We start from the raw sequence: 18,347 nt of genomic DNA, 5'->3' as shown, positions 1-18,347 counted from the left end.
TTCCCCGCGCGGACACGAAAAAGACTCCTCACGCACCCGCCAGAGCCCGGTTACCCTTGCTGCGTTTCCGCCCTGGGGGAGTTGGCCTGGATGGCGTCACGTGAGGAGCCGCCAAGCAGTCTACCGGACACGAGGAGCACGATCGAACCATGAAGATCGCCATCGCCGGAGGACACGGCCAGATCGCCCTGCTCCTCGCCCGCCTGATCACCGAAGCCGGACACGAGGCCATCGGCATCGTCCGCAACCCCGCCCACGTGTCGGACGTCGAGCAGACCGGCGCAGCCGCGATCGTCGCCGACCTCGAGCAGCTCGACGACGACCAGCTCGCACTCCGCCTCCGCGGTGTCGACGCGGTCGTCTTCGCCGCCGGTGCCGGCCCGGGCAGCGGTGCGGAACGGAAGCTCTCCGTCGACCGCGACGCCGCCGCCCTGCTCGCTGACGCCGCCGAACGGGCGGGGATCAACCGGTACGTCATGGTGTCGGCGATGGCCGCGGACACCTACGACCCGGAGCTCGCGGTCGTCCCGGCGAAGGACGACGCCGCGGTGTTCCAGGTGTACCTCCGCGCGAAGGCCGAGGCGGACGCCGACCTGCGGGCGCGGAGCATGCGGTGGACGATCGTCCGACCAGGTGGCCTGCTCGACACCCCTCCGCAGGGCACGATCGCCGTCGGCAGCACGGTTCCCAGGGGGTCGATCCCCCGTGCCGACGTCGCCGCCGTCGTGCTGCACGCGCTCCTCGACGACACCGCGGTCGGCGTGCAGTTCGAGGTCACGAGCGGCAACACCCCGATCCCGGCGGCGCTGGCGGCGATCAGCTGACGACCCGCCGTCCCTCCCGCGAGAGCGACAGGGTGCCGCGGAAGTTCCGCGGCACCCTGTCGCTTTCGCGGACCACACGCGCCGGCCCCACCCGCGTGACGCGGCACTCCCCTACAGCGCGACCGCGGCGGACTGCCGGGCGATCTCGAGCTCCTCGTTCGTGGGGATCACGAGCACCGCGACGCGGGAGGAGTCGGTCGAGATCAGTCGCGCCTCCTTCGAGTGCAGTTCGTTGCGGTCGTTGTCGACCTCGATCCCGAGGTGCTCCAGCCCCGCGAGCACGCGTCGGCGGAGCAGCGCGTTGTTCTCGCCGACGCCCGCGGTGAACACGACGGCGTCGAGCCCGCCGAGCTGGGCGGTGTACGCGCCGACGTACCGACGGATCCGGTGCCGGTAGACGGCGAGCGCCGCCTCTGCGGTCTCGTCGCCGTCGATCGCAGCGGCCTGCACGTCACGCATGTCGCCGTTGCCGGTGAGCCCGAGCAACCCGGAGCGCTTGTTGAGCATGTCGTCGAGCTCGTCGAAGGACAGACCGGCCTGACGGTGCAGCTGGATGAGGACGGCGGGGTCGAGGTCGCCGGAGCGGGTGCCCATCACGAGGCCCTCGAGCGGGGTCAGTCCCATCGACGTCTCGATCGACCGGCCCCCGTCGATCGCGGCGGCAGAGGCCCCGTTGCCGAGGTGCAGCACGATCGTCTTGAGCTCGGACAACGGCCGGTCGAGGAACACCGCCGCCTGCTCGGAGACGTACTTGTGGCTGGTGCCGTGCATGCCGTACCGGCGGATCCCGTACTCGGCCGCGAGGTCGGCCGGGATCGCGTAGGTGTACGCGTGCGGCGGCATCGTCTGGTGGAACGCGGTGTCGAAGACGGCCACGTGCGGCACGTCGGAGAAGACCTGCTTCGCCGCGCGGATCCCCTCGAGGTTCGCCGGGTTGTGCAACGGTGCCAGGCTCGAGAGCTCCTCGATCTGGCGCTCGACGTCGTCCGTGACGACCGTCGCACTGTCGAAGGTCGTCCCGCCGTGCACGACCCGGTGTCCGACGACCGACGGCGGGTGCTCGTCGAACGACGGTCCGACCTTCGCGAACGCGTCGATCATCGCCTGGAACCCCGCGGCGTGGTCCGGTACGCGAGCGGCGTCGTTCGAGGAGGACTCGCCCGTCAGCGCGTTGGTGTGCTTCCACGCACCGGTGGACTCGCCGATGCGCTCGACGAGCCCGGAGGCGAGCGTGCGCTCGCCGTTGAGCTCGATGAGCTGGTACTTGAACGAACTCGATCCGGAGTTCACGACGAGGGCAGCGGTCACTGATGGCTCACTTTCATGGGTGGCCGGGTGCGGCCGGACGGGAGGCTGTGGCTGGGTCTGGTGGTCAGGCGGCGGTCGGCGCCGGGTCGGCCTGCGCCGCGGTGCCGGCCTGGATGGCCGTGATCGCGACCGTGTTCACGATGTCGCTGACGAGCGCACCGCGGGAGAGGTCGTTGATCGGCTTCCGCAGCCCCTGCAAGACCGGTCCGATCGCGACGGCGCCGGCGGAGCGTTGCACGGCCTTGTAGGTGTTGTTGCCGGTGTTGAGGTCCGGGAAGATGAACACCGTCGCGCGGCCGGCGACCGGCGAGTCCGGCATCTTCGTGCTCGCGACGGTCGGGTCGGCGGCGGCGTCGTACTGGATCGGCCCCTCGACCAGCAGATCGGGTCGGCGCTCACGCACGAAGGCGGTGCCGGCGCGGACCTTGTCGACGTCCGCGCCGGAGCCGCTGTCGCCCGTGGAGTAGCTGAGCATCGCCACACGAGGGTCGATGCCGAACTGCGTCGCGGTCTCGGCGGACGAGATCGCGATGTCCGCGAGCTGCTCGCTCGACGGGTCGGGGATCACCGCGCAGTCGCCGTAGACGAGCACCCGGTCGGCGAGCGCCATCAGGAACACGCTCGACACGATCGACGTGTCCGGACGGGTCTTGATGATCTCGAACGACGGTCGGATGGTGTGCGCGGTCGTGTGCTTCGCACCGGAGACCATGCCGTCGGCGAGGCCGAGCTGCACCATCATCGTGCCGAAGTAGGAGACGTCGGTCACGGTGTCGCGGGCGAGTTCGACGCTCATGCCCTTGTGCGCACGGAGCTTCGCGTACTCCTCGGCGAAGCGTTCGCGGAGCTCCGGGTCGAACGGCGACACGAGGTTCGCGGCGTCGAGGTCCAGGCCGAGTTCCGTCGCGCGTGCCCGGATCGCCGCGGGGTCGCCGAGGATCGTCAGCTCGCACACCTGCCGCTGCAGGAGGGTCGAGGCGGCACGGAGGATCCGGTCGTCGTCGCCTTCCGGCAGGACGATGCGCTTGCGGTGCTCCCGGGCCCGGTCGAGCAGGCCGTGCTCGAACATCAGCGGTGTGACCACCCCCGACGGGGTGACCTGCAGCCGGGCGAGCAGTTCGTCGGCCTGCACGTGCCGTTCGAAGAGCGACAGCGCGAGGTCCGCCTTCCGCGGGGAGTCCGCGGCGAGCCGACCGCGCGTCTGGGTGATGCGGAGCGCGGTATCGTACGTGCCGAGGTCGTTCGTGGCGATCGGCAGCGAGCTCGACAGCCCTTCGAGCAGCCGCGTGATCTGCGGCGCGGTCTCGAACCCGCCGTTGAGGATCACGCCGGCGAGGCTCGGGAAGGTGTCGGACTGGTTCGCCAGGAGCGTGGCGATGAGGACGTCGCTGCGGTCCCCCGGGACGACGACGATGCCGCCCTCGATGAGCCGCGGGAGCACGTTCTCCATGCTCATGCCCGCGACGACGGTGCCGAGTGCTTCACGGTCGAGGAGTGCGTCGTCCCCGCGGACGAGCGTCGCCCCGGTGGCGGCGAGCAGCGCCCGCACGGTCGGTGCGACGAGCACGGCGTCCTCGGGGATGGCCCACACCGGGACGTCCGGGTGGTCGTCGTGCACCGCACCGGCGACGCTGTCGCAGATCGCGGCGAGGGCATCGGGGTCCGCGCGGTTCACGACGACGCCGAGCAGCTGCGCGTGCGCCGCGCGGAGTTCGCTCGTGGTCACGTCCGCGACCTGTGCCATGTCCGCCGGGGTGCGGGTCCCGCGTTCGGCGGAGTCCCGGCCGCCGAGCACCAGGAGCACGGGAGCGCCGAGGTTCGTGGCGACCTTCGCGTTGAACGAGAGTTCGGTCGGGCTCCCCACGTCCGTGTAGTCCGAGCCGAGGACCACGACCGCGTCGCACTGGCGCTCGACCTGGGCGAACCGGCTGACGATCGTGCCGAGGGCGGCGTCCGGGTCCGCGTGCACGTCGTCGTACGTCACCCCGACGGCGTCTTCGTAGGACTGGTTCGCACCGCTGTGCTGGAGCAGGAGCTCGAGCACGTAGTCGGGTTCGTCCACGGAGCGGGCGACCGGCCGGAACACGCCGACGCGTCCGACCGTGCGGGCGAGGGTCTCGAGGACACCGAGCGCCACCGTGCTCTTGCCCGTGTGTCCTTCTGCTGACGTGATGTAGATGCGGGTCGACACGCTTCCCAGGGTAGCCGTCGGACATGTCACGACATCTGGGAGCGAAGGATCTGTGGAGCGGGGTGGTCATCCACACCCCGCAAGACCTGTACCATGGGGTGTCGTCATCGAGAGATGGCGCCAGGAGAATTCGCCTAGTGGCCTATGGCGCACGCTTGGAAAGCGTGTTGGGTGCAAGCCCTCGGGGGTTCGAATCCCCCATTCTCCGCAGTGTTTGCCACACGACCCTCACCATCGGGCCGGAGTGACATCGTCAGGAACGCGTCGTCCGTCTGGGCGGCGCGTTTCGGCGTTCCCGAGCGGATCCGACGGGTTGACACGTCACCGGTCCCCCACGTTGGGGACGCCGTTGCACCCCGTTCGCCAAGGACTGCCACCGAAGGGGTGGACAGACCTGTCGCCGATACCCGCGAGTCCTCTAGGCTGACCCCGCGGCACGCCCGGGACGGACGGGCCGCGGGGACGAGGAGAGCAGTGGTGGGGGAAACGACGGCGCCGGCGACGGCGATCACGGACTGGGGGACGTACGACGTCGTGGTCCGGCCGCGGGCTGCACTCGTCCGCTCCACCGCGCTGAGCATCGTCTTCTCGGCGGTGCCCCTGGCCGTCGCACTGGTGTGGGTGTCGTTCCCGTTGCAGATCTGGGCCGTCCTCGCCAGCGTGGTCGTCGTCCTCGGCGGCCTGGTCGGTCTCCTGTTCATCCGCCTGCGGTCGGCGTTCGTCGGCCTCGGTCCCGACGGCGTCACCGTGCGCGGCGTGCTGACCCCGCGTTGGACCGTCGCCCGTGACACCGTTGCGGGCGTGGTGCTCGCGACGACGTTCGGCAGCTCCGTCGATCGCACCTCGCGGGAGCTCGTCGCGCTCGACGTGGAGGGCACGCGCCTGTTCCGGATGCGGGCCGACGTGTGGGGCGACACCGGTCTCGAGCAGATCGTCGACGGTCTCGGCGTGCAGGTGACCGAGCTCGGTCGTCCGCTGTCCACGCGCGAGTTCAGCCGACGCCACCCCGCCGTCCGGACCCGCCGACGCTGACGCCGACGCAGGGTCGCCCGACGCACAAAAGCGCCGAGCGCCGAGCGCCCGGACGACCTACCGCCGACGACGCAGGGTCGAGAAGATCCCCTGCACCACCTCTTTCGCGATCGAGCCGCCGAGTCCGCCACCGAGCAGCTCGGACAGCGGGTCGTCCGCCTTCCGCGAGGTCGACGTCCGCGACGACGTGCTCCGTGACCGTCGGGTCTGCGCTGCCCGCTCCGCCTTCTCGAACTCGCGCTGCGTCCGCTCGTACTCCTTCTGTGCCGCTGCCCGATCGCGTGCTTCCTGCTTCGCCTGCGCCGCGGCCTCCTTCGCGGCGGTGGCCGCGGCACGTGCGGCCTCCTTCTCCGCCTCAGCCGCAGCCGCGGCCGCGGCCTCCTGTGCGTCCGCGGCAGCAGCCTGCGCAGCAGCCGCCTCCATCCGACGGGCCAACATCTCGTGCGCCGAGTCAGGGTCGACCCGGGTGCCGTAGGTGGCGAGGAGCGGGGACGAGGCGACCCGTGCCTCCATCTCGGCCGACGGCATCGGGTCCATCGACCCCTGCGGCGCGCGGAGGCGCGTCCACGCCACCGGGGTCGGTGCGCCCTTCTCGTTCATCACGGTGACGATCGCCTCGCCGGTGGCCAGCGACGTCAGGACCTCCCCCAGGTCGTACTCGCTCGTCGGGTACGTCGACACGGTCGCCCGCAGCGCCTTGGCGTCGTCGGGGGTGTGCGCCCGGAGCTGGTGCTGGATGCGCGAGCCGAGCTGGGCGAGCACGTCGTTGGGGACGTCCTTCGGGGTCTGCGTGACGAAGAAGATGCCGACGCCCTTCGACCGGATCAGCCGGACCGTGCGGACGATCTGTTCGGTGAAGTCCTTCGAGGCGCCGCTGAACAGCAGGTGTGCCTCGTCGAAGAAGAACACGAGCTTCGGCTTGTCCTGGTCGCCGACCTCCGGCAGCTCGTTGAACAGGTCGGCGAGGAGCCACATCAGGAACGTGGAGAAGACCTCCGGCTGGTCCTGCACCCCCGGTACCTCGAGCAGGCTCACGATCCCCCGGCCGTCCGCGGCGGTCCGGAGGAAGACCTGCGTGTCGATCTCGGGCTCCCCGAAGAACTGGTCGGCCCCCTGGTCCGCGAAGGTGATGAGCTCCCGGAGGATCACGCCTGCCGTCTGCTTCGACAGCCCGCCGAGTTCGGCGAGCTCCGGTTTGCCCTCGTCACTCACCAGGAACGTCAGGACGGCCCGGAGGTCGGACAGGTCGACCAGCGGCAGCCCGGCCCGCTCGGCGTAGTGGAAGACGAGCCCGAGCGACGACTCCTGCGTGTCGTTCAGCCCGAGGACCTTCGACAGCAGCAGCGGCCCGAAGCCCGAGACGGTCGCCCGGATCGGCACACCGGTACCCTGCCCGCCGAGCGAGTAGAACTCCGCCTGGCTCGCCGCCGGGGTCCAGTCCTGGCCGATGCCAGCGGTCCGTGCCAGCAGCTTCTCGTTGCCGGTCCCGACCACGGCGAGCCCGGACAGGTCGCCCTTGATGTCGGCGGCGAACACCGGGACGCCGTTCGCGGCGATCTGCTCGGCGAGCACCTGCAGGGTCCTGGTCTTGCCCGTCCCGGTCGCGCCGGCCACCAGGCCGTGGCGGTTGAGCATGCCGAGCGGGATGCGCACCTGCACGTCCGGCAGGGGGTCGCCGTTGACCAGGGCGCCGAGCTCGAGGGCGCTGCCGTCCACTGTGTAGCCGTCGCGGATCGCCGCGACGGACGCTTCGCCGAGTGGCCCGCTCGGGCCGCCACCCGGTTTCACCTCGGCGGTCGCCCCGAGGGTTGCCCCGACGGTCGCCGCGACGGGAGGCTCGGTGCCGGTCGCCGGGACGGCCTGCGGTGTCGCGGCAGCCAGCTCCGGAGCCGGGTCGGCCGCCACCGTCGGTTCCGCATCCGGGGCGAGCGCCGCCTGCTCGAGCGCCTTCGCGAGTTCCTCGGCACGCGTCGCCGCTTCGTCCGCGAGGCGTCGTGCCTCGTCCGCTGCGGCCCGCGCTGCCTCGGCCGCGGCCCGTGCCTGCTCCACCACGTCGCTCATGGACACAGCCTATGGACGCGTGCGCCCCCGCGGTACGGTCCTGCGGGAACCCTGACCCAGAACGACAAGATCGTCGTCGCACGACATCGATCTCGTCGTTCCGAGTCGACCGCGGGCGCTCAGCGCGGCCGCACCGACCGGCGGCACTCAGTGGGTGAGCGCCGGCACCGTCCTCGGCCGCACGACGGCCCACAGCAGCACGATCGCGACCGCCGAGGTGCACGCCATCACGGCCGCCATCGGCGCCGCCTGCGAGATGCCGAGCCATCCGACGATCGGCGAGATGAGCCCGGCGACGCCGAAGTTCAGGGCGCCGAGCACGGAGGCAGCGGTCCCCGCCTCCTTGCCGTGGGCGGCCAGGCCGATCACCTGCACGAGCGGGAACGAGAACCCGCAGGCAGCGATGAAGAACCACAGTGGGACGAGCACACCGACGAGCCCGGCGCCGAGCAGGTCGAGCACGATGATCGCGACCGCCGCCAGGAAGAGCGTCGCGGTCGAGCACGCCAGGATCCACTGCGGTCCGACGCGCTGCGCGATCCGCGACGAGATCTGCACCCCGACGACGACACCGACGGAGTTCACCGCGAAGAGCAGCCCGTACTGCTGGGCGTCCAACCCGAAGACGTCCTGGAACAGGAACGGCGACGCGCTGAGGTAGGAGAACAGCCCGCTGAAGACCATCGCCCCGATGAGTGCGACCCCGACGAAGATCCGGTCGGAGAACAGGGCGCGGTAGCGCTGCCCCATCGTCGAGTGGCCGGCCTCGTGCCGACGGGCGGGCGGCAGCGTCTCCACGATGAGCAGGATCGACGCGATCACGACGGCAAGGCCGTAGCAGGCGAGGAACACGAAGATCCCACGCCAGCTGACGAACCGCAGCATCTGGGAACCGATGAGCGGCGCGAGGATCGGCGCGAGGCCGTTCACCATCGCGAGCCTGGACAGCATCCGGACGAGGGGCTTGCCGCCGAACAGGTCGCGGACGGTGGCCATCGCGACCACACCACCGGCAGCAGCACCCATGCCCTGCAGCACGCGGAAGACGGCGAGCACCTCGATGTTCGGCGCCATCGCCGCGCAGATCGACGCCACGATGTGCACGGTCGTGGCGATGATCAGCGGCAGTCGGCGACCGACCTTGTCGCTCCACGGGCCGACGAGCAGCTGGCCGAACGCGAAGCCGATCGTGGTCGCGGTCAGGGTGAGCTGCACGGCGCCGTCGGTGACCCCGAACTGGTCCTTCAGTGACGGGAACGCCGGAAGGTACAGGTCGATCGTGAACGGCCCGAGTGCGGTCAGCGCACCGAGCACGAACACGTACACGAGGCGCTGGGCGCGGGAGAGCGAGTCCCCCGGGTGGAGGATGACGGTGAGCGAACCAGTGGTCGCGGGCGCGGTCACGGCAGAGTCCTTCGACGATGAGGGGCGGTGGGGAGAGGGGATCGCGGGATCGATCGAATCGATTCGTCCGCGGAACCATCCTAGGGGCGGGTCCGCACGCGCCGCATCCGTCGCCGTTCGTTGCCGCGTGTCGTCGCGGTCGACACGGTGCCGCTCCCCTGACCTGCGGTACCGTCGGAGGGCTCGGGAGCCTCCGGGCGGACTCGTACCGGAAGAGGGGGTGGGCGTCATGGTGGACGCTCGGATCCTGCACACCACGGCCGCGCTGCGCGAGGCGATCCTCCGGCTCGCCGCCGACCGCCCCGTCTCCGAGATCACGGTGGCCGACGTCACGCGCGCCGCCGGCATCAACCGTGCCACGTTCTACTCGCACGCCGTCTCCCCCGGCTCGCTGCTCGCCGACGTGCTCACCCCGGAACTCGACCGCATCCGCGACGACGACGCCGAGGCGCGCCGGGTCGCCTCCGACCGGGGTGCGAGCCGCGACGAACTCGCCGCGATCACCCGCAAGGGCATCAACGCCGTCGTCGAGCACGTCGTCACACACCGGGACATCTACGGCAAGGCACTCCCCGACCCGAACGACGGCTCGCTGCACCGGCTGCTCGTCGAGCACTTCACGGTGTCGAGCGCGCTGCACATCCGGGAGCTCGACCAGGCCACGCGCCCGGAACTCCTCGACGACGTCGCGGCGGGCTTCGTCGCCCAGGGGTTCGTCGGCGCGATCGAGGCCTGGCTCGCCGGCCCCCGACGTGCCCGCAAGGCCCTCGTCGACACCATCACCGCGTCCTTCCCGACGTGGTGGAGCTGACCGCCCGGCCGTTCCGCGCGTAGGAAGCAGTTCCGCGCGTAGGAAGCAGTTCCGCGCGTAGGAAGCCGATCTTCCCCGCCTCCTACGCGCGATTCGGCTTCCTCCTGCGCGCGTGATGGGTCGGAACGTGCGCGCACGGCGGACGGGAGGCTCGTGGCGGGGCCGCCACGAGCCTCCCGTCCGGCCCGCGGTCGCGACCAGAGCGCCCGACCTGCGTCAGTCGGTGGCCGGCTTCTCGCCCCGCTGGAGCGACGTCACGGCGTCGATCGACTGCTCGACGAGGTCGGCGTCGGAGTCCGTCCCGGTGATGCTGTAGTCGGACGACACCCCGTCGCCGCCGGTGCCGCTGGCGGGGACCGCGCCGTCGAGACCGACCACGACGACCCCAGCGTCGTGCGCTGTCTGCAGCACCCCGGTCAACGCCGAGGGGTCGTCGGCCTGCACGAGCAGCGCCTTCGCTCCCGTGCGCACGAGGTCCCGCACCGCGGTCCGCTGCGATCCCGCCGGGTCGTCCGCGTCGGCGACCCGCACGTCGGGCCGGAAGCCCGCCTCGGTCAGCGAGGTGCGGAACCGGTCGGGCAGCGACGCACCGCCACCGGCCGGTGTGGCTCCTTCCGGGAGCAGCACGACCCCGACGACGGCGTGCTGGTCGAACCCGCCGTCCGAGCTGGTGAGGTCCGTGCTCGTGACCGGCGTCGGCGCGACCGAGGTCGTCCCGCTGCACCCGGCGAGGACGAACACCGCGCTCACCAGGGCGGCGGCGGCCAGGATGCGACGCACGGTTCCTCCTCGACGTGGGTCTGCCACGCTACCCGTTCCCGGCGGACGACGGAGGCGGCACCGGACCGAGTCGGCGGACGGCGAACCACCCGACGAGCGCGATGACGGTCATCGCGGCGAACACGAGGGAGAACGCCGAGGCGTCGTTCCGTCCACCCGAGGCGGTGAACAGCAACCCGGCGACGGCGAGCCCCACCACGCTGCCGGCCGCGTCCGCGATCGTCAGGGCGGAGCTCGCGAACCCGTCGTCCCCCTCGCTCGAGAACCGGAGCGTCAGCATCGAGGTGCGCGGGTACGCGACGCCCATCCCGGCGCCACCGACGAACCAACCGGCCACGAGCACCCAGACCGGCAGGTCCCACGCCGCCACCGCGAACGCCGCGACCAGACTGACGACGACGAGGCCGAGCCCGACGCCGAACGCCCACGCCGCGGTGAACCGACGCTCCCCCAACCGCCCGTGCACCCAGCTCGCGCCGGCCCAGCTGAGCGCCGCGACGGTCAGCGCCAGCCCGGCCGCGGACGGCGAGAGCCCGTGCTGCGCCTGCAGGAGGAACGGCACGTACGCCTCGGCGCCGAAGAACCCCGCAGCGAGGACCCCGCGGAGCAGCACCACCGACGGCAGACCGGGAGCGGCGGTCAGGGTGCGGCGCGGCAGCAGCGGACGCAGGGCGACCCAGGCGCCGACGAGCCCGACGACCACCGCGGCGATGCGTGGCACGACCGGCAGGTCCGGAGCGACGTTGAGCAGGAGGACGGCGACGGCGGCCGCGACGGACCACGCGATCCGCCCGCGCTGCCACGGTGGGCGGAGTGCAGCGGCCGGCGGGTGGAGCCGTCCGAGGGTCGGCACGAGCAGGCTGAACGCGACCACGGCGATCACGAGCGCCCCGGCGAACACCCAGTGCCAGCTGGAGAGCTCCGTGACGAACCCGGCGAGCGCTGGTCCGACGAGTGCCGGGACCACCCACGCCGCGGCGAACCCGGCGAACACGGGACCGTGCAGCTCCGCGGGGAAGATCCGGGCGACCAGGACGTAGAGCACCACGTCGATGGCGCCGGCGCCGAAGCCCTCGACCAGGCGACCGGCGAGGAACACCGGCATCGTCGGCGCGAGCATGACGATCGCGGTCCCGACGGCGAAGAGCGCAGCGGACACCCATGCCACCACGCGGCCGCCCGCCCGGTCCGTCCAGTTGCCGGCGAGCACCATCCCCGGGACGCCGGCGGCGAGCGGTGCCGCGAAGCTCAGCGAGTACAGCGTCTCCCCGTGCAGGTCCCGGCTGATCTCCGGCATGATCGTCGTCATCGCCAGGTTCTGGAACGCGGCGACGGCCACGATCGCGACCATCCCGATCGTCGGGAGGGCGTACCCCCTGCTGAACAGGGTCGTCCTCGTCGGCGTCGTGGCGGTCACCCGCCCAGGCTAGCGGCGACCGGACGGACCGCGGGTCCGCGGCGGGTCAGCGCCGGGTCAGCGGCGGAGCGCCTGCTGGACGTCCGCTACCAGGTCGCCGGCGTCCTCGATGCCGACCGACAGGCGCACGATGTTCTCCGGGACCTCGAGCTCGGTGCCCTTCACGGACGCGTGGGTCATCTCGCTCGGGTACCCGATGAGCGACTCCACCCCGCCGAGCGACTCGGCGAGCGCGAACACCTCCGTCGACTCGGCGAACCGCTTCGCTGCCTCCGGACCACCCGCGAGCGCGACCGAGAGCATCCCGCCGAACCCGCGCATCTGCCGGGCGGCGACGTCGTGCCCGGGGTGGTCGGTGAGCCCCGGGTAGTAGACGTGCTCCACCGCGGGGTCGCCGACGAGTGCCTCGGCGACCGCTTGCGCGTTCTGCGAGTGCCGCTCCATCCGGACCGCGAGGGTCTTGATGCCGCGGATCGTCAGCCAGGCGTCGAACGGCGACGAGATCGCACCGGCGCCGAACTGCAGGAACTGGACCTTGTCGGCGAGCTCCTGGTCCCGCAGCACGATCGCCCCGCCGACGACGTCGGAGTGTCCGCCGAGGTACTTCGTGGTGGAGTACGCGACGACGTCCGCGCCGAGGGCGAGCGGCTGCTGGAGGTACGGCGACGCGAAGGTGTTGTCGACGACCACGAGCGCACCGGCGTCGTGTCCCACGGCGGCGAGCGCCTCGATGTCGGCGATCTTCATGAGCGGGTTCGTCGGCGTTTCGACCCACAGCACGGTCGACGCCGGCGCGTCCTGCAGTGCGGCACGGACCCGGTCGAGGTCGCTCATGTCGACGACGACGAGTTCGACGCCCCACGGTACGTGCAGCCGGTTCACGAGCCGGTGCGTGCCGCCGTAGACGTCGTTGCCCATGACGACGCGCGACCCCGGCGTCAGCGTGGCGCGGAGCAGGGCGTCCTCGGCGGCCAGGCCGGACGAGAACGAGTACGCGGCGACGCCACCGTCGAGGTCGGCGAGCAGGGTCTGCAGGGAGTCACGCGTCGGGTTGCCCGATCGGGAGTACTCGTAGCCGTTCCGCATCTGCCCGATGCCGTCCTGCACGTAGGTCGACGTCAGGTGGAGCGGCGGGATGACGGCGCCGGTGGGCCCGTCGGGCTCCTGGCCGGCGTGGATGGCGCGGGTGCTGAACTCGGTCATGTGCTTTCTCCAGGTCGCAACGGGAGGCTCGGATCGCGTCGGTCGCGCACCGCACGGTGGGTGCGCTGCCGTGCTCACTCGGACAGGTAGGTAAGCAGGTCGTGCCGGGTGAGCACGGTGACGGGCTTGCCGTCCTCGACGACGAGGAGCGCGTCGGCGGACTCCAGCGCCCGCCGGGCCGCCGACACGGACTCGCCGACGCCGATGAGCGGCAGCGGGTCCCCGACGAAGGCGGTGAGCGCGTCGGCCATCTTCGCGGCACCCGTGAAGACCTGCTCGAGGAGCGCCTTCTCCTCCACCGCGCCGACGACCTCGCCGATGACGACGGGCGGCTCGGCGCTCAGCACGGGCATCTGCGAGACGCCGTACTTGGTCATGATGTCGACGACCTCGCGGACGGTGTCCGACGGGTGCGCGTGGACGAGGTCGGGCAGGCGGCCGTCCTTGCCGGCGATGAGCGACCCGACGGTCCGGGCGTCGTCGGTCTCCGCGAACCCGTAGGAGCGCATCCAGCGGTCGTTGAAGATCTTGCCGAGGTACCCGCGCCCGCCGTCCGGCAGGAGCACCACGACGACGTCGTCCTCGGTCAGGTCCTGCGCCGCACGGAGCGCCGCGACGACGGCCATGCCGCTCGAGCCGCCGACGAGCAGGCCCTCTTCACGCGCCAGGCGACGGGTCATCGCGAACGAGTCGGCGTCCGACACCGCGATGATCTCGTCGGGGACCTCGGGGTCGTACGCCGACGGCCAGAAGTCCTCGCCGACGCCCTCGACCAGGTACGGACGGCCGGTGCCGCCGGAGTACACGGAGCCCTCGGGGTCGGCGCCGACGATCCGCACGCGGCCGTCCGACGCCTCCTTCAGGAAGCGCCCGGTGCCCGTGATGGTGCCCCCGGTGCCGACACCGGCGACGAAGTGGGTGATGCGCTCGTCGGTGTCGCGCCAGATCTCCGGACCGGTGGTCTCGTAGTGGCTGCGCGGCCCGTTCGGGTTCGCGTACTGGTTCGGCTTGTAGGCACCGGGGATCTCCTGCACCAGCCGGTCGGACACGGAGTAGTACGACTCCGGGTGCTCAGGCGGGACGGCCGTCGGCGTGACGACGATCTCGGCGCCGTAGGCGGTGAGCACGTTGCGCTTGTCCTCGCCGACCTTGTCCGGCAGCACGAACACGCACCGGTACCCGCGCTGCTGGGCGACGAGGGCCAGCCCGACGCCGGTGTTGCCCGACGTGGGTTCGACGATGGTGCCGCCCGGCTGCAGGTCGCCGGAGGCTTCGGCTGCGTCGAGGATCCGCGTGGCGATGCGGTCCTTCGACGATCCACCGGGGTTCAGGTACTCCACCTTCACCAGCACCGTGGCGCGGATGCCCTCGGTGACGCGGTTCAGCCGGACGAGGGGGGTGTCGCCGACGAGGTCGACGACGGAGTTCGCGTAACGCACGCATCGAGTCTACGGACTGCCTCCCTGTGCGAGTCAGCATGTGTCGGACTGGGCCCACGCCGCCGGTGCCGGCGCGACGCGCCAGCGGCGTGCCGGCCGTGCCGGTGGGGGGAGGCACGGTGCCAGCTGGCACCGAGCCTCCAGTCCGGAACGGAACGCGACCGAGCCGCTGCCGCAGCTCGCCGGGTCAGCTCGCCACGGCGCGGAGCTGCGCGATCCGCGCCTCGAGCGCGTCGGCGACGTCCTGGTGCCGTCGGTCGATGACCGCACCGATGTCCTTCGCGAGTTGCGGCGACGACCGCACGATGGTGTCGATCGCCTCGACCGGGACCACGAGCACCGTCACCTCGGTCAGGGCGACCTGGTTGGTCTGCACGACCTCCCGCGTCAGCGCGGTCTGCCCGACGTAGTCGCCTGCTTCGACCCTGGACGCCGGGAGCTGCTCGTCCTCGAACGGGACGCGGAGCTCGACGCTGCCGGACAGGACGAACCGCAGTGCCCGCGGAACGACTCCGGGGCGCATGATCGTCTCCCCCGCCGCGTACCGCTCGAGCCGGACGACGGGGCGCAGGGCGATCGCGTCGTCTGCGCCCAGGTAGAGCGTCGGCGCGATCGTCTCCACGGCGGCGTCACGGCGCTCGTCGGTGACGAAGTCGTCCGTGGTGTCGCCGTCGAGCCCGAGCCCGGCACGACGTGCGGCGTACCAGAGCCACAGCCGGAACACGGCGAGCGCGTCGCCCTCCTGCGACGGCCCGCGCACCTCGAACGACACCGAGTAGGCGGCTCCGCCGATCGGCACCGCTGAGGGCGTCGTGCCCGGGTACTTCTGCGGGAGTTCCGCCGCGATGCGCTGGAGCAGCGCCACGACGGCCGCCGGCGGGTCGTCGGTCGTGAAGGTGACCTCGGTCGACACCGGGAACGTGCCGCCCGTCCGGGACAGGTTCGTGAACGACGCGCCCGCGAGCGACGAGTTCGGCATGATCAGGATGCCGTTGCCGGTGTCGATGTGCACCGACCGCCAGTTCACCTCGACGACCCGGCCCCGCGCGCCGCCGGTGTCGAGCCAGTCACCCAGGCGGAACGGCTGCTCGAACAGCAGGAACAGGCCGGCGATGACCGGGCCGACCGCGGACTGCAGCGCGAGGCCGATGACGAGCGACCCGACGCCGAGTGCCGTGAAGATGCCGCCGACGTCCGCGTTCCAGACGAGCTTGAAGACCAGCGCGAGCCCGAGGGCGATGAGCACGATCCTGGCGATGTCGACGAAGATCGACGGGATCTTCTCGCGCCACGTGCCCTTCCTGGCGTTCGTGAACAGCATGATGTTCAGGCCGTTGAGCACGAAGATGATCACGAGGAACCCGAGGACGGTCCCGATGATCCGGTTCGCCGTCACCTCCTTCGGGTCGACCGCCTCGGTGACCTGCGTCGACAGGATGAAGATCGCGATGAGCGGGACGACCGCGTTCCGGAGCAGCCCGATGATCTTGTGCAGGTCGTTGCCACGCCGCTGCAGGTTCGACTGCCACTCGGTGAGGACGAGCAGCACGACGGGCAGCCCGACGATCACGACGATCGCCGGCCAGAACCAGTCCTGCTGCCAGAACGGGGTCATCGCGCACCCCTGACGAACTTCCACACCCGCTGCGGGCCGCCCTGCGTCTCGACGAGTCCGGCCTCTGCCAGGTCGTTCCGGTCGCCGAGCTTGTCGACCACCCGCTGCGTCGCGAAGACCCCTGGTGTCGGCGCGATGCCCTGCACCCGGAAGGCCAGGCTGACGGCGTCGCCCCACATGTCGTAGATCAGGCTCGACTTGCCGACCAGGCCGCTCGTGACCTCACCGGTGTCGATGCCGGCCCTGAGGCCTATCGATGCGCCGTTCTGCGCGTTGAACCGGTCGATCACGGCCTGCGCGTCCACGGTGAAGTCGACGACCCTGCGGACGTTGTCCACCCGGGGCACCGACAGGCCGCAGCTCGCCAGGTACCCGCTCCTCGTCGACCGCACGCGTTCGACGCCGTGGCGCTGCGCGGCGTCGTCGAAGGACCGCCAGACGTCGTTCACGAGCGCGAGGGACTGCTCCGCCGACAGGTCCTTCGCGAAGTCGTCGAACCCGATGATGTCGGCGTAGACCACCGCGACGTCCTGGTGGTCGGCTGCGATCGTCTGGTCGCCCTGCTTGTACCGCTTGGCGACCTCGTCCGGCATCATCGTCCGCAGCAGCGCGTCGTTCTGCCGTCGCTGGTCGTCGAGCAGGTCCTGCTTGACCTTGAGACTCCGGCTCATGTCGTTGAACGCGAGCCCGAGTTCGCCGATCTCGTCGCCCTGCTTCGCGCGGACCTCGACGCCGATCTCGCCCGCGCTCACGCGGTTGACCGCGGTCTGCAGCCGTCGGATCGGCCGGACGAACACCTGCGCGAGCAGCAGCGACAGCAGGGACACCAGCACGATGATCCCGACCAGGGCGAGCCCGATGTTCCTGGTGAGCTCGTTGATCGGCGCGAACGCCTCTGACGTGTCCATCTGCGCGACCACCACCCAGCGCAGGCCGTCCACCTCGAGCGGGGCGTAGGCCGCGAGGGTCTCCTTGCCGCGGTAGTCGTCCGCGACCACCGTGCCGGTCTTGCCCTGCAGGGCACGGGTCACCGGCGTGGTGTTCACCTGCTGGAGCAGGACCGACCCCTTGACCTGCACCTCGCGCTTCGCCGTCGCCGGAGCGGTGCCGGCCGAGACCACGTCCCGCTCGTACTGCTTCGGGTGCTCGAGCAGCTGACGCGGGTACGACCGCATCAGGTCGTCATCGCCGACGAGGTACGACTCACCGGTGTCCCCGAGGCCGTCCTTCGCCCAGTGCTGGTCGCCCGTCATGACCTGGTTGATCAGGTCGACGGGCACCTGGACGGCCATGACGCCAATGATCTTGCCGTCCTCGCCGACCGGCGACATCACCCAGAGGGTCGGCACGTTGAGGCTCGGCACGTACCGCGCGAAGTCCGTCACCACGATGTCGTCCGAACTCGTCAGCTGCAGCGCCTCCTTGTACCCGGTCGCCAGGTTCGAGTCTCGGTAGGGCCCGTCCTCGACGTTCGTGCCGAGGTCGGCACCCGCGTAGGCGGAGTAGACCACGTTGCCGTTCGTGTCCATCAGCGCGAGGTCCTCGTAGCCCTGTGCCTCGACGATCTGCCGGAAGTACGGCTGGTACTCGGCGTGCGCGGCAGACCAGGAGCTGCCATCGCCTGCGTCGTCCTGCTTGATGGCCTTGTCGTAGTCGTCGAACGGCGCCGTGTACTTCGCCTGCAGGTACGCCTGCGGGTCCTGGGTCGGTGCGAACTGCTCCGGGTTCGCCGTGCCTCCGCTGCGGGCATCGAGCTGCGGGACGAAGGTGTCCTGGTACCAGCCGTCGACCTTGCTTCGGTCGCTCGCCGACACCGGGGTGTCCTGCAAGTCGTCCCATCCCGACGTGAACGCCTTCGTGGCGCCGATGACGCTCGCGTTGCGGCTCTGCGACACCACCGTCTGGGTGAACTGGTTGAACGATCGCTTCAGTTCTGTGATGCGCGATTCCCGCAACGACGTCACCTGGTTCAGCGCCGCGGTCTGCAGGGCGTTCCGGCCGTTCACGTACCCGACGGCGCCGATCACCAGGGCCGCCAGCACGCTCACACCGAGGAGCATCACCAGCAGCTTCGACTGGATGTCGAGCGAGCCGGTGGTGAGGAACCGGCGCCAGCGACCCTTGCGGCGTGCCGGCTGGTCGGTCACCCGGATCGAACCCGTGCCGGTCCCGGGTTCTGCTGGCGGGATCGGGTCCGCGTCGGGGGCTGCTGGAGGGACTGCTGTCACGGGAACTCCGATCAGGAGGCACGGCGATCGCGTG

Annotated in this window: 13 protein-coding genes, 1 tRNA gene and 1 other RNA gene; 4 read left to right on the top strand and 11 right to left on the bottom strand. The window is 71.0% G+C overall.

Annotated elements, in window-relative coordinates; genetic code table 11:
- Positions 1-16 precede the first annotated feature (16 nt).
- An RNA gene (gene ffs / locus ACIPJ2_RS15795) (signal recognition particle sRNA small type) lies at positions 17-113 on the bottom strand.
- Positions 114-149: 36 nt separating this feature from the next.
- On the opposite strand from ffs, the gene ACIPJ2_RS15790 reads away from it, so the two are divergent.
- Complete coding sequence (locus tag ACIPJ2_RS15790; RefSeq protein ID WP_402729598.1) at positions 150-824, top strand: NAD(P)H-binding protein; 675 nt, start codon at positions 150-152, stop codon at positions 822-824.
- A 111-nt stretch (positions 825-935) separates the two neighbouring features.
- Here ACIPJ2_RS15790 and ACIPJ2_RS15785 read toward each other — a convergent pair whose 3' ends face one another.
- Positions 936-2,132, bottom strand: a complete 1,197-nt coding sequence (locus ACIPJ2_RS15785) for an acetate/propionate family kinase (RefSeq protein WP_402729597.1) — start codon at positions 2,130-2,132, stop codon at positions 936-938.
- A 64-nt stretch (positions 2,133-2,196) separates the two neighbouring features.
- On the bottom strand, positions 2,197-4,323 hold the full coding sequence (pta, locus tag ACIPJ2_RS15780) for a phosphate acetyltransferase (RefSeq protein WP_402729596.1): 2,127 nt from the start codon (positions 4,321-4,323) through the stop codon (positions 2,197-2,199).
- A 123-nt stretch (positions 4,324-4,446) separates the two neighbouring features.
- Between pta and ACIPJ2_RS15775 the strand changes: the two genes are divergently transcribed.
- Positions 4,447-4,531, top strand: a tRNA-Ser gene (locus ACIPJ2_RS15775).
- A gap of 269 nt (positions 4,532-4,800) precedes the next feature.
- Complete coding sequence (locus tag ACIPJ2_RS15770) at positions 4,801-5,355, top strand: hypothetical protein (protein ID WP_402729595.1); 555 nt, start codon at positions 4,801-4,803, stop codon at positions 5,353-5,355.
- Between the two features lie 57 nt (positions 5,356-5,412).
- On the opposite strand, the gene ACIPJ2_RS15765 is transcribed toward ACIPJ2_RS15770, so the two are convergent.
- Together ACIPJ2_RS15765 and ACIPJ2_RS15760 are read right to left on the bottom strand one after the other, a co-directional pair.
- Positions 5,413-7,416: a helicase HerA-like domain-containing protein gene (locus tag ACIPJ2_RS15765; protein WP_402729594.1), complete on the bottom strand. Its 2,004-nt coding sequence runs from the start codon at positions 7,414-7,416 to the stop codon at positions 5,413-5,415.
- A 147-nt stretch (positions 7,417-7,563) separates the two neighbouring features.
- The gene (locus tag ACIPJ2_RS15760) at positions 7,564-8,820 is read right to left on the bottom strand and encodes a multidrug effflux MFS transporter (protein WP_402729593.1); all 1,257 of its coding nucleotides are present in this window, start codon (positions 8,818-8,820) and stop codon (positions 7,564-7,566) included.
- 229 nt (positions 8,821-9,049) lie between these two features.
- Between ACIPJ2_RS15760 and ACIPJ2_RS15755 the strand changes: the two genes are divergently transcribed.
- Complete coding sequence (locus tag ACIPJ2_RS15755) at positions 9,050-9,631, top strand: TetR/AcrR family transcriptional regulator (RefSeq protein WP_281265102.1); 582 nt, start codon at positions 9,050-9,052, stop codon at positions 9,629-9,631.
- A 216-nt stretch (positions 9,632-9,847) separates the two neighbouring features.
- On the opposite strand, the gene ACIPJ2_RS15750 is transcribed toward ACIPJ2_RS15755, so the two are convergent.
- The 6 genes from ACIPJ2_RS15750 to ACIPJ2_RS15725 all read right to left on the bottom strand — a co-directional run bounded on the left by ACIPJ2_RS15750 (position 9,848) and on the right by ACIPJ2_RS15725 (position 18,313).
- The gene (locus ACIPJ2_RS15750; RefSeq protein WP_402729592.1) at positions 9,848-10,411 is read right to left on the bottom strand and encodes a substrate-binding domain-containing protein; all 564 of its coding nucleotides are present in this window, start codon (positions 10,409-10,411) and stop codon (positions 9,848-9,850) included.
- Between the two features lie 28 nt (positions 10,412-10,439).
- Entirely contained in the window at positions 10,440-11,828 is a 1,389-nt protein-coding gene (locus ACIPJ2_RS15745) for an MFS transporter (protein ID WP_402729591.1), read from the bottom strand.
- A gap of 57 nt (positions 11,829-11,885) precedes the next feature.
- Positions 11,886-13,031: a cystathionine gamma-synthase gene (locus tag ACIPJ2_RS15740; protein WP_402729590.1), complete on the bottom strand. Its 1,146-nt coding sequence runs from the start codon at positions 13,029-13,031 to the stop codon at positions 11,886-11,888.
- 74 nt (positions 13,032-13,105) lie between these two features.
- The gene (locus ACIPJ2_RS15735; protein ID WP_402729589.1) at positions 13,106-14,470 is read right to left on the bottom strand and encodes a cystathionine beta-synthase; all 1,365 of its coding nucleotides are present in this window, start codon (positions 14,468-14,470) and stop codon (positions 13,106-13,108) included.
- 187 nt (positions 14,471-14,657) lie between these two features.
- Positions 14,658-16,085 (bottom strand): mechanosensitive ion channel domain-containing protein, encoded by a 1,428-nt coding sequence (locus ACIPJ2_RS15730; protein WP_402729588.1) that lies wholly within the window; start codon positions 16,083-16,085, stop codon positions 14,658-14,660.
- Complete coding sequence (locus ACIPJ2_RS15725) at positions 16,082-18,313, bottom strand: adenylate/guanylate cyclase domain-containing protein (RefSeq protein ID WP_402729587.1); 2,232 nt, start codon at positions 18,311-18,313, stop codon at positions 16,082-16,084. The genes ACIPJ2_RS15730 and ACIPJ2_RS15725 overlap by 4 nt, the downstream gene beginning before the upstream one ends.
- Positions 18,314-18,347 lie beyond the last annotated feature (34 nt).

The organism is Curtobacterium sp. NPDC090217, from assembly GCF_044746705.1.
Classification (GTDB): Bacteria; Actinomycetota; Actinomycetes; order Actinomycetales; family Microbacteriaceae; genus Curtobacterium.
The sequence above is the reverse complement of the archived record's forward strand: the minus strand, read 5'-3'. Positions and strand labels throughout refer to the sequence as shown.

What these genes read in the sequence shown, in the direction of transcription:
- ACIPJ2_RS15755 (WP_281265102.1), top strand. Translation starts at nt 9,050, where the DNA reads ATGGTGGACGCTCGGATCCTGCACACCACGGCCGCGCTGCGCGAGGCG.
- ACIPJ2_RS15790 (WP_402729598.1), top strand. Translation starts at nt 150, where the DNA reads ATGAAGATCGCCATCGCCGGAGGACACGGCCAGATCGCCCTGCTCCTC.
- ACIPJ2_RS15730 (WP_402729588.1), bottom strand. Translation starts at nt 16,085, where the DNA reads ATGACCCCGTTCTGGCAGCAGGACTGGTTCTGGCCGGCGATCGTCGTG.
- ACIPJ2_RS15740 (WP_402729590.1), bottom strand. Translation starts at nt 13,031, where the DNA reads ATGACCGAGTTCAGCACCCGCGCCATCCACGCCGGCCAGGAGCCCGAC.
- ACIPJ2_RS15765 (WP_402729594.1), bottom strand. Translation starts at nt 7,416, where the DNA reads ATGAGCGACGTGGTGGAGCAGGCACGGGCCGCGGCCGAGGCAGCGCGG.